The organism is Bradyrhizobium sp. HKCCYLRH3073 (assembly GCF_051167995.1).
Classification (GTDB): Bacteria; Pseudomonadota; Alphaproteobacteria; order Rhizobiales; family Xanthobacteraceae; genus Bradyrhizobium.
The window spans coordinates 36,182-47,202 of sequence record NZ_JBNPUD010000024.1 but is presented as its reverse complement, the minus strand read 5'-3'; the positions used below and the strand labels follow the sequence as shown (position 1 = coordinate 47,202).

Annotated in this window: 9 protein-coding genes; 6 read left to right on the top strand and 3 right to left on the bottom strand. The window is 65.6% G+C overall.

Translation table 11 applies throughout. The features are described from left to right. The 3 genes from ACQR1X_RS31490 to ACQR1X_RS31480 all read right to left on the bottom strand — a co-directional run. Positions 1–2,771 (bottom strand): non-ribosomal peptide synthetase (locus ACQR1X_RS31490; protein ID WP_434900276.1); only part of this gene is annotated, 2,771 nt, incomplete at its 3' end. A 6-nt stretch (positions 2,772–2,777) separates the two neighbouring features. Continuing rightward, positions 2,778–3,005 (bottom strand): MbtH family protein, encoded by a 228-nt coding sequence (locus tag ACQR1X_RS31485; protein WP_315800408.1) that lies wholly within the window; start codon positions 3,003–3,005, stop codon positions 2,778–2,780. 93 nt (positions 3,006–3,098) lie between these two features. Further along, positions 3,099–3,650 carry a YcjF family protein gene (locus ACQR1X_RS31480; RefSeq protein WP_315800407.1) on the bottom strand — a complete coding sequence of 184 codons (552 nt, stop codon included), beginning with the start codon at positions 3,648–3,650 and terminating at the stop codon, positions 3,099–3,101. Positions 3,651–3,930: 280 nt separating this feature from the next. Between ACQR1X_RS31480 and ACQR1X_RS31475 the strand changes: the two genes are divergently transcribed. The 6 genes from ACQR1X_RS31475 (at position 3,931) to ACQR1X_RS31450 (ending at position 10,907) form a co-directional block, all read left to right on the top strand. Next, on the top strand, positions 3,931–4,707 hold the full coding sequence (locus tag ACQR1X_RS31475; RefSeq protein ID WP_434900275.1) for a thioesterase II family protein: 777 nt from the start codon (positions 3,931–3,933) through the stop codon (positions 4,705–4,707). Positions 4,708–4,951: 244 nt separating this feature from the next. Further along, positions 4,952–6,577 carry a cyclic peptide export ABC transporter gene (locus ACQR1X_RS31470; protein ID WP_315800405.1) on the top strand — a complete coding sequence of 542 codons (1,626 nt, stop codon included), beginning with the start codon at positions 4,952–4,954 and terminating at the stop codon, positions 6,575–6,577. Continuing rightward, positions 6,574–7,680: a prohibitin family protein gene (locus tag ACQR1X_RS31465; RefSeq protein ID WP_315800404.1), complete on the top strand. Its 1,107-nt coding sequence runs from the start codon at positions 6,574–6,576 to the stop codon at positions 7,678–7,680. Before ACQR1X_RS31470 ends, ACQR1X_RS31465 begins: the two co-directional genes overlap by 4 nt. 45 nt (positions 7,681–7,725) lie before the next feature. Beyond that, the gene (locus ACQR1X_RS31460) at positions 7,726–7,896 is read left to right on the top strand and encodes a hypothetical protein (RefSeq protein WP_315800403.1); all 171 of its coding nucleotides are present in this window, start codon (positions 7,726–7,728) and stop codon (positions 7,894–7,896) included. A gap of 694 nt (positions 7,897–8,590) precedes the next feature. Beyond that, positions 8,591–9,244 (top strand): 4'-phosphopantetheinyl transferase family protein, encoded by a 654-nt coding sequence (locus ACQR1X_RS31455; protein ID WP_434900274.1) that lies wholly within the window; start codon positions 8,591–8,593, stop codon positions 9,242–9,244. Positions 9,245–9,575: 331 nt separating this feature from the next. Then, on the top strand, positions 9,576–10,907 hold the full coding sequence (locus tag ACQR1X_RS31450) for an ABC transporter substrate-binding protein (protein WP_434891234.1): 1,332 nt from the start codon (positions 9,576–9,578) through the stop codon (positions 10,905–10,907). Positions 10,908–11,021: the final 114 nt, after the last annotated feature.

Below are 11,021 nucleotides of genomic sequence, written 5' to 3'. Positions count from 1 at the left end.
TCGCCGGGCTCGATGCGGAAGCCGCGGATCTTGACCTGATGGTCGGCGCGTCCCAGGAACTCCAGCGTGCCGTCGGCGCGCCAGCGGGCGCGATCGCCGGTGCGGTACAGCCGGGTGCCCGGCGGTCCGAATGGACCGGCGATGAAGCGCTCCGCCGTCAATCCGGGACGATTGATGTAGCCCCGTGCCAAGCCCGCGCCCGCGACATAGACTTCGCCCACGACGCCCGGCGGCAGCGGATTGAGGGCGTCATCGAGAATGACGACGGAGCGATTGGCAAGAGTGCGCCCGAGCGGAAGGGGTGACGTGATCGCGGCCACGTCAGACAGAGCATGCCGCGTGACGAAGGTCGTGGTCTCCGTCGGACCATACGCGTTGGAGACCACCGTGCGGCTGTATTCGAGCACGCGGCGCACCACATCCGGCGACACGGTCTCGCCACCCGTCAGCACCTCACTCGCCCCGTCGAAGCAGTCGGGATGCTCCTCCGCGATCGCTGCGAACAGTTGATAGGTCAGGAACAGGCGCGTGACGCCATGCTGACGGATGGCCGTGGCCAGCCGGCGCGCGTCGAATGCGCCGGTTGGTCCGATCGCGATCGTGTGGCCGTGGAGCAGCGGCACGAACAGCTCGAAGGTGCTGGCATCGAAGGCGGGATTGGAATGCAGCAGGATCGTCTGCGGTCCGTCGTCGTGCCAGACCGGGTCGTCCGCGAGCGAGAGGATGTTGCGATGGCTGATGCCGACGCCTTTGGGATGGCCGGTCGAGCCCGACGTGAACATGACATAGGCAAGATCATCGGCCGCGCCGGCGACGCCGGGATCCCGATCATCGAAGGCGTCGGGACGAGGTGAAAGAATGCCGAGGCCGCCATGGCCGGCAAGCTCGGCCACGAGCGCGGGCGCGGCCAGGGCAAAGCGGGCGCCGGTCTCGCGCAGGATGAAATCGCGCCGATCCCTCGGCTGGCCCGGCTCCAGCGGAACATAGGTCGCGCCGGCCTTCAGCACCGCCAGCACGACAATGACGAATTCGGATGAGCAGGCGAACAGCAGCGCGATCGGGTCCTGCGGCCGGACCCCGGCCGCGATCAGGTCGTGCGCGAGCGCGTTGGCGCGGCGGTCGAGATCGCGATAGGTGAGCGTATGGTCGTCGGTGCGAATGGCAATCGCGTCGGGGACGCGGCGGACCTCGGCCGCGAACCGCGTGGCAAGCGTTTCGCGCGGCGCGACCGCCGTGAGACAGGGGGGCGCGCCGGGACCATCGGCCCGCGCCAGATCGGGGGCGGCCAGCGCCAGCCGTGCCGCCGGGATTGCGGGGTCATCGGCGAGCCCGCGCAGCAGCATCTCGAACGCGCCGGCCCAATGCGCAACCGTCGTCCGGGCAAACAGATCCGGATTGAACTTGAAATTGCCGAACAGCGCCTCGTTCGCCTCATACAGCTCGAGCACGAAATCGAACTGCCCGAGCTGCTGCGGAAACTGGTAGACGCGCGCTGCCAGCCCGCCCCACGTGCTCCAGCCGTCATCCGCCAGCGGCGCGATGAGCCCTTGGACGGCATGCTGTCCGCGCAACTGCAGGAAGTTGAAGCAAGCCTCGTAGACAGGGGTCCGCGCCGGATCGCGCTGCGTCTGCAGCCGCTGAGCGAGCACCGCGAATGGGTAGTCCTGATGCTCCGCCGCTTCGGCGGCCGCCCGCCGCGTGGCGTCGAGAAAGGCGGCGAGGCTCTGGCCGTTCACCAGGCGGGTGCGATGCACGACCGTGTTGACGAAATAGCCCACCGTCGGATCGAAGGCCGGCTGGGTGCGCCCGGCCACCACCGAGCCCAGCAGAATGTCGTCCTGCCCGCTCAACCGGTGCAGCAGCAGGCTGTAGGCGGCGAGCAGCACGACGGACAGCGTGGTCTCGTGGCGTCGCGCCAGCGCCTTGAGCCGTACAAGCAGCTCCGGCGCGATGGCGAGGTCGATCTGCTCGCCGCGCTGGCGGCGCTGCGCCGGCCGCGGATGATCGAGCGGCAGGTCGAGCACGGGAAGCTCGCCGGACAGCAGCCACTGCCAGTAAGACCACAGCTGCTCGCCGCGCGCCCCGCTGAGCATCGTGCGCTGCCAGCGCACGAAATCCGCATAGCTGCGCTCCACGCGAGGGAGCTGAGGGACCTCGCCGCGGGCCCGTGCCTGATAGCTGCGTCCGATTTCGTCGAGCAGGATGACGATCGACTGGCCATCGATGACGATGTGATGAGCCAGCGGCAGCAGGACGTGATCCTCGTGTCCGCGGCTGATGAGCACCGCCCGGAACAGCGGGCCGCGCTCGAAGTCGAACGGTTCTTCGTAGGCGTCCTGCACCGCCCGATCGAGGGCGGCCGCGTCTGCGACCTGCACGTGGCGCAGCTCGGCCGCGCGCGGCGAGACGGTCTGGATCGGCGTCCCGCCACGCCAGGCGAAGGTGGCGCGCAGGGCAGGGTGGCGCTCGATCACATCCTGCATGGCCTGCCGCAGCGCTGCGACATCGACCGCACCGCGAAGCCGGATGGGAAATGCGACGTGATAGGCGGTGCTGGTGGCATCCAGCTGATGCAGGAACCACAGCGCCTGCTGCCCATACGACAGGGGATGATGAGCCGCCTCGGTCCCGCGTCGGCGCAACAGCTCGGCCGCGAGTTGCCGCTTGCGCTGGAGTTCGTCGCCGTTGCCGGCGACCGGAGTCTCGATCGGGCTGTCCTCAGCCGGCAGGCGCTCCGATTCTGCGCGGGATGGATCCCATCGATCGTTCACGATGCGTCACGCTGCAGACGGGTCGGCGGCATCTCGCTGGCGGCGGAGACTGAGCGGCCGCATGTCGGTCCAGGCACCCTCGATGAACGCGAGGCATTCCGCTTTGCCGCCCGTCGGTCCGGTCTGCCGCCATCCAGTCGGGATGTCCTTGAATTGCGGCCAGAGCGAATACTGCTCCTCGTCGTTGACCAGCACGACGAAGACGGTGTTCTCGTCGTCGAATACATTCACCATGTCGACACCAAGGGCATAGAACGGCGTTCCCTGAACCGCGCGGTACGGGTGATGCAGATCAGCGGCCGCAGCAGGCGGCCGTGTGCAAGCGGCTTAAGCGGTCGCCGTCTCGGCGGTCGTACCCTTGCGGGTCAATCCGCGCTTGACCTGCTCCTTCATCGTCTCGAGATCGACCGACAACAGATCTCCGCCCTTTTCGAAATGATTGACGAAGACCCGGCCGATGGCCCAGGTGAGCGCCGAGGCGAATGCCGGCACGACGGCGATGCCGAGCAGTGGACCGATGAACGGAACGTAGCGGGCCGCGCGGATCGCGACGCCGGACAGCGGGCTGACCGGCACGATGCCGCCAATCAAGGCGGCCACGTACGACTTCACGGCGTTCTCGTTGAACGGAATTTCATAGACCTCGGCGAGCTCGCTGATCATCTTGATCTGAATACCTGTCAGCGCGAAAACATCGAGCAAAGGCAAAGGGATGAGTCCGGTGATGGCACCAAAACCGGCGTTGCGCTTGACGATCGCCAGCGCCTGCTTGTGATGCTCGGGGGACACGGGGGCGGGGGAAACAGCTTGGTCGCTAGCAGCCAAATTTGTCATGATGATTGATTCCCAATTATTAGTTGAAAGGTACCATCCTTCCACCTCCCTTGGAAGGGCCGTCCGCTCGCTTCTCGCGGACTGTCACCAGATAATGCCCAGGTGATTGATACGGATGTCGAGAGACCGATCAAAAGAAGCTTAGACTTATCAGGACGTAGCAACGCCGCAGGGGGCTGAGAGGTGCGGGCAATGCACAATGAGGTGCGGATTCATGGGAATCCCCTCGATTGTCCTGTGAGCATCGTCGGCGCGGCCGCATCTGGAGGTGCGGCAGCATCGGCCTGTCATGATAATATGCGACAAATTTGAAGTGGGTTGATCGATGCCTGATCGCTGGCAGCATTCGTTTGCTGATGAGTGGCTTCTTTGTTTCAAGCCGAGACCTGCGGCCCGCCGCCGGCTGGTCTGCTTCGGGCCGGCAGGAGGCGGCGCGTCATTCTATCGGCGTTGGCCCGATCTGGCGCCGCCCGATGTCGAGGTGCTGGCGGTCCAGCTTCCAGGTCGGGAGACGCGCCTTGGCGAGGAGCCGCGTCGCGACATCGTGGAGTCCGCCGAGGAAGTCGTCCGCGCGCTGCTCGCCAGGCCGGATCTGCCGACCGTGCTGTTCGGCCACAGCATGGGCGCGCTGCTGGCGCTCGAAGCGGCTCGGGGACTTCGCCGTGCGGAATATGCGCCCGAGCTCCGTCTGGCGGTCTCCGGCCGGGAATCCCCCGATCTTGCAATGCAAGATACCGGTTTCATGACGCTGGCCGATGATGAGTTTCTGATCGCCGTCGATCGCCGCTACGGCGGCATTCCGCCGGCCGTGATGGAGGTCGCGGAATTGCGCGAGCTGATCGCGCCGGCGCTGCGCGCCGATTTCGCGTCCGTGCTCGGCTATCGCATTCCATCGCCCGATCCGCTCGACATCGATCTCACCGTCATGCGCGGACGCGATGACCCGCAGACGGCGGATGAGCGGATCGCAGGATGGGATCGTGTCTCACTCCGGCCGGTTCGCCGCTGCGATTTTCCGGGCGGGCACTTCTATTTGTCCGATCGTCCTGAGGCGGTGCTGTCGGAGCTGCTGGCCGACCGCTTCGTCGCCGCGCCGTCCTGAGGCGCCGACGTACCATTCTGTCAGGTTGCGTATTGTCCGATTGGTTTATTTGTCAGCCTTGCCGTGCCCTCTTTGCCCTGGACGCTGGTTGTGATCAAACACGTTGCAGCAGGATTCGATGTTGCCCGATGTGCCGGACGAGCTTCGTCGTGATCGCCGGCGCTGTTTTGTGGCGGAGTGCTGCGCCCGCCGTCGGCATCGGGGCCTTGAGGGATTTCAGCGTGGACAGAAGGCGGTTTGAACCTTGGACCTGATACGCTTCGTCCTCGCATCCGCGGGTCCCATCCGCTTTCGCCTGATCGCAGGCATGGTGCTGACCAGCTTCGCCATGGGCGCGCTGATGGTCGTCACCAACACGGCCACCGCGCCGGAGTCGAGCGACGGGCCGGCGCTGGAGATGGTGCTGCTGTTCCTGGTCCTGGCGGCGCTCGTGATCGGCTCGCACCGCTACTCCATGCGCATGGTCACGGCCCTCAGCGAGGCCATCCTGCGCCAGATCCGTGACAACTACGTGCTGCTGGTCCGGCGGATCGAGCTCGAGGCGCTGGAGCACACCGGCGTCGACCGGATCTATGACGTGGTCGCGCGCGAGACCATCCTGATCTCCGACGCCGCGCCGCAGATCGTCACCGGGATCATCTCGGCGATGACGTTCCTGCTGCTCGGCGCCTACATCGCCTACCTGTCGCTGTTCGCGATCACGCTGCTGGTGTTCGCCTTCGTCGTGACCGTGTATTTCTACCGCTACAGCCAGCGTGGCTCGCGGGCGGCCCTGGTCGCCGCGAGCGCGCAGGAGACGCGGTTCCTCGACCTGATGGGCCATCTGCTGCACGGCTTCAAAGAGGTGCGTCAGAACGCCGCGCGCGGTTACGACCTGGAGCAGGATCATCTGCTGCCGGCCTCGGAGCAGATCGACGTCAAGAACACGGTCGCGATGGACCACATCGCCTCCGGCATGAGCATCTCCTATATCGGCTTCTACAGCCTGCTCGCCGCGGTGGTCTTCATCCTGCCGGGCTACATCAAGGAGCACCGCACGGTGCTCCAGGTGCTCTATACCGTGCTGTTCATGCTGTCGTCGCTCGACAACGTCCTGCGCTCGGCCGCGGTGCTGGCACGCGCCAACCTGTCGATGGAGCATCTGCTCGACATGGAGAAGCGGCTGCTGGCCGCCGCGCGCGAGCCCGAGCCGTCACCCGATGCGGCGCATCAGGTGTTCGAGCGGGTCGAGCTGCGCGCGATCACCTATTCGCACACCGGCCGCGACGGCAAGCCCAGCTTCACGCTCGGGCCGTGCGACCTCGTCGTTCGACCCGGGCAGATCACCTACCTGATCGGCGGCAATGGCAGCGGCAAGTCGACCCTGATGCGCCTGCTCACCGGCCTCTATGACCCCGCGGGCGGTGTCATCCTGTGGGACGGCGAGCCGGTGGACCATGCCCTGCGCGGCAAATATCGCCAGTTGTTCTCCTGTGTCTTCGCCGACTTCCATTTGTTCGATCGCTTCTACGGCGCGCGCACGATCGATCCGGCCAAGGTGAATGCCATGGTGGCCGACTTCGGACTGGCCGAGAAGACGGCGTTTCGCGACGGCGGCTTCACCCAGCTCGATCTGTCGACCGGACAGCGCAAGCGGCTGGCGCTGATCGTTGCCTTGCTCGAGGACCGGCCGATCTACCTCCTGGACGAGGTCGGCGCCGATCAGGATCCGTCGTTCCGGCACCGCTTCTATACCGAAATCCTTCCCGACTTGCGGGCTCGCGGCAAGGCCGTTATCGTCATCAGCCACGATGATCGCTATTTCTCGATGGGCGATCGCGTTCTCACGATGCGGGACGGCCGGCTCGAGCAAGCCGAGGCTTTGACATGAGCGTGGCCTATCCCGATCGCAGCCTTCGCAACTCGCCGTCTCCGCTCAGGCCGACGCGCGGCAGACTGCGCGATCGCATCGAAGCCTATGTCGTCGGCACCATCGCCTTCGCCGGCCTGCTGGTCCTGTTGCTGTGGCGGACCGTGATCGTCGTGGTTCCCGCAGGCCATGTCGGTGTGCTCTACAGCCTGCTCGGCGGCGGCACCGTCATCAACGACGTCTATCGCGAGGGGCTGGCGCTCAAGCTGCCCTGGAACAGGATGTATCTGTTCGAGACGCGCGTCCAGTCGCTGGCGCTGGACGTCGAGGCGCTCAGCCTCGAAGGCCTGCGCGTCGACGTCAAGGCCAACCTCATCTTCCACGTCGATGCCAACTCCGCGCCGCGGCTCCTGAAGGAGGTCGGCACCGACTACGTCAATCGCCTGGTCATGCCGGTGGCACTCGGCGTCATCAGGCGCGTGATCGGCAAGTTCGACAGCCATCGCCTCTACACGCTCGACAGCGAGCTCCTGACCGGCCAGATGCTGGATGCCCTGCGCGGCGAGCCCAAGAGCACGATCCTGCTCTATGACGACATGGTCGTGACCCGGGTGATGCTTCCCGACGGGATGCGAAAGGCGATCGAGGACAAGCTGACGCAGGAGCAATACGCCGCGTCCTATGAGTTCATCCTCGCGCGCGCCCGCTCGGAGGCCGAGCGCCAGCGCATCGAGGCCATCGGCCTGGAGAACTACTATGCGACGGTGTCGCGGTCGCTGTCGAAGGATGTGCTGACCTGGACCGGTATCCAGGCAACGCTGGACCTCGCCCGCTCCAACAACAGCAAGGTCGTCGTGGTCGGCGGCGGCGCCAATCAGATGCCGCTCATCCTGGGCTCGGATATCTCGTCAGGCAGCGCCACAGCGCCGAACCCCTCGATCATGGACTTCGACAGCACCAAGCTCAGCTTCCCCAAGATCCAGCAGCCGCCGCGGGACGTCCTGGAGAATCCGAGCGGCGTCGATCTGCCAGGACAGGCCCGCATGACTCCCCTCGGGTCGCCGCCGGCGCCGGTACGGCAGGGATCCCCCATTCCGGCGGCTCCGGTGCAGAATGCCCGCTAGCTCCGCGCCGCCCCCCGTTTTCGCCAGCATGAGGAGCATCGCCTGATGTCTGCCTTCGTCATCATCATCTATGTGCTGCTGTGCCTGTTGAGTGGCTATTTCGGCCGCGACTCCCGCATGGGCTTCTGGGGCTGCGTGTTTCTGTCGGCCATTCTCAGCCCCGTGCTGATGCTGCCGGCGCTGTTCCTGCTGGGCGGCGGCCGGCGGCCGGCCTGATCCGAGTTGGGCCCGCGCGGCGCGCCGCTGCCTCGGCGATCAAGGTCCTGCACCCGACGGGCAGTTGCCGCATGCGTGTCATGTCCAAACTGCCCGTCGTGCCAGTTTGTCGCGCACTTATCACTTGCACCGTCGGGCAAATCACCTCCACATTTCCGCGCATCCCGGCTCGCTGAAGAGGGACGTTTCGCGATCGTCACGAACGTCGAGCCGGGGATGCGATGGGCGTGTCGGTCCGCAGCGTGATCTCGATTGCGCGGACGAACGGAACGATGCGACGGCGAAATCGTGTGGTCCTGGCGCCCCGAAGCTGGCGCCAAGTCGGCGGTCATGATGATCCGTCGGCGACGGGGGCAATCAAGCCGGTCCCCGGGGAGATCACGTATAAGCCGTCAAACCATCGCGCAGGGAAGGCCGGGATGTCCCAGCCGAACCTGTGGTTCCTGCCCCGTGCATTCTTTCCGCACGGGGGCCATGGGGGCGGCAGGCTCCCGGCCTTCCTTGCGCCTCTTCTCGCTGGAGAGGAGGACGAACGGAAGCAAAGCTCGGGCGAAACACGCCGCGAGATCGCGATGTCATGTGGAATCGTTCGAGATCGGTTTCGGAGCAGCCGCGTCGTGTAGAGTGGCGGCCAGCCGATCCGTGTTGGTCAGGGCCGGTCCGCAAGAGAGGCAGCGCGCGTGCAGAGTTGGCGATGAAGGCGATTGCAGAGCTGTTTGACGGTCCGGTCGTGGTTGCGGCATCGAGCCTCTTGCTGGCGGAGGATGAGCTGTTTCCCGAAGAGCGCGCGCATATCCAGGCCGCGGTCGCCAAGCGGCGCGCCGAGTTCGCGACCGCGCGGATCCTGGCGCGCAGGGCGCTGGCGTCGCTCGGAGCTTCGCCGGTCGCGCTCGTTCCGACGCCGGATCGCGCGCCCGTGTGGCCGCCGGGCTATGCGGGAAGCATCTCGCATTGCGCCGACTACTGCGCTGTTGCCGTGGCCCGAAGCAGGGATGTCCCGTCGCTTGGACTGGATGTCGAGGACCTGCGCGAGCTCGATCCGTCGATGCGCGATCTTGTGCTCACGCCGGCCGAGCGGCGATGGCTTCGCGCCCAGCCCGATGCGCTGCAGCCGATGCTGCCGATCGTGATCTTCAGCGCCAAGGAAGCCTACTACAAATGCCAGTACCCGCTCACGCGCGGCTTCCTGGATTTCCAGGAGGTCGAGCTCGCGATCGCATGGCCGGCGGGCACGTTCGAGGCGCGTGTCATGAAAGAGGACTGGCCGGCCGCCGTTGCTCGTCTCGCCGGACGCTTCTTTATCGCTGACGGCCGGGTGAGCTGCGGCGTGACGCTCGCGCAGGCCTGATGGCGCGAACGCAGCCTGGGGTTGGGGTGGGCCGTTGTCGTTGCCGCCGCGCCGGAAAGCTGTGGGGGCGCGATCTCAGGAAATCTTCATCGGATGAGCTGCTTACCGCAGTCGCTAAACATGATGCGCTGCGAATTGCGAGGAAATGCGCTTGACATGTTTAGTCGTTCGCAATCTACTAAACAAAATACTTAACTCGGACAATCGATCCGGGACCATGAGGAAACGCTTGCGGCTCGCGCTGTCGTTGTGACGGCGCCTCTCGCCGCGGGCCACACACCGCCGTCATCAGCGCAGAGGCAGGGCGGCGCCAACAGGGAGGGAGTGCCAGATGAAGTTGCTGCAGACATTTGCACTGACGGCGACGGTCGCCGCCGCGACAGTGCTCGGCGCGTCCGCGCCGGCACGCGCCGAGGGAAAGACGATCACCTTGTGCTGGGCCGCCTGGGATCCGGCCAACGCGCTGGTCGAACTGTCCAAGGACTTTACCGCCAAGACCGGCGTCAACATGAAGTTCGAGTTCGTGCCGTGGCCGAACTTCGCCGACCGCATGCTCAACGAGCTCAATTCCAAGGGCAAGCTGTGCGATCTGATGATCGGCGATTCCCAGTGGATCGGCGGCGCCGCCGAGAACGGCCAATACGTCAAGCTCAACGAGTTCTTCGACAAGGAAGGCATCAAGATCTCCGACTTCATGCCCGCCACCGTCGCCGGCTACGCCGAATGGCCGAAGGGCTCGCCGAACTACTGGGCGCTGCCGGCGATGGGCGACGCCAACGGCTGGACCTACCGCAAGGACTGGTTCGCACGGCCGGAGATCCGCGAGGAGTTCAAGAAGAAGTTCGGTCGCGAGCTCGATGTGCCGAAGACGCAGGAAGAGCTGAAGGACATCGCCGAGTTCTTCCAGAAGCGGGTGATCGACGGCAAGACCGTCTACGGCGCGGCGATCTTCACCGAGCGCGGCTCGGAAGGCATCACCATGGGCGTCACCAACGCGCTCTATCCGTTCGGCTTCAAGTATCAGAACCCGAAGAAGCCCTATGACATGCAGGGCTTCGTCAATTCCGACGACGCGGTGAAGGGCCTCGAATTCTACAAGGCGCTGTACAAGTGCTGCACGCCGCCCGGCTATTCCAACGGCTACATGCAGGAGGGCCTGGATGCCTTCAAGTCCGGCCAGGTCGCGCTGCAGATGAACTGGTTTGCCTTCTTCCCGGGCCTCTACAAGGACCCCAATGTCGGCGGCGACAAGATCGGTTTCTTCGTCAACCCCGCGCAGAAGGAGAAGGGCTCGCAGCTCGGCGGGCAGGGCATCTCGGTGGTGGCCTATTCGCCGAACCGCGCCGAGGCGTTGGCCTACATCAAGTGGTTCGCCTCGCTCGACACCCAGAAGAAGTGGTGGGCGCTCGGCGGCTACAGCTGCCACAAGGGCGTGCTCAACGATCCCAACTTCAAGAACACCGCGCCGTTCGCCGCCGACTTCCTGGTGGCGATGGACCAGGTGGTCGATTTCTGGGCCGAGCCGTCCTACGCCCAGCTCCTGCTCGCGATGCAGAAGCGCGTCCATGACTATGTCGTCGCCGACCAGGGCACCGCCAAGGGCGCGCTCGACGGGCTGATCGCCGACTGGACCAAGGTGTTCAAGGAGGACGGCAAGCTCTGATGGAAGCAGCATCTCGCGTGCAAGCGGGACGCGTCACGACGATCCCTCCGGCGAGCTTCGGCTTGCCGGGCGGACCAGCCAGTCTCACCGCCAGCCAGAAGCAGCCAGTGAAGC

What these genes read in the sequence shown, in the direction of transcription:
- ACQR1X_RS31450 (WP_434891234.1), top strand. Translation starts at nt 9,576, where the DNA reads ATGAAGTTGCTGCAGACATTTGCACTGACGGCGACGGTCGCCGCCGCG.
- ACQR1X_RS31475 (WP_434900275.1), top strand. Translation starts at nt 3,931, where the DNA reads ATGCCTGATCGCTGGCAGCATTCGTTTGCTGATGAGTGGCTTCTTTGT.
- ACQR1X_RS31455 (WP_434900274.1), top strand. Translation starts at nt 8,591, where the DNA reads ATGAAGGCGATTGCAGAGCTGTTTGACGGTCCGGTCGTGGTTGCGGCA.
- ACQR1X_RS31485 (WP_315800408.1), bottom strand. Translation starts at nt 3,005, where the DNA reads ATGGTGAATGTATTCGACGACGAGAACACCGTCTTCGTCGTGCTGGTC.
- ACQR1X_RS31465 (WP_315800404.1), top strand. Translation starts at nt 6,574, where the DNA reads ATGAGCGTGGCCTATCCCGATCGCAGCCTTCGCAACTCGCCGTCTCCG.
- ACQR1X_RS31460 (WP_315800403.1), top strand. Translation starts at nt 7,726, where the DNA reads ATGTCTGCCTTCGTCATCATCATCTATGTGCTGCTGTGCCTGTTGAGT.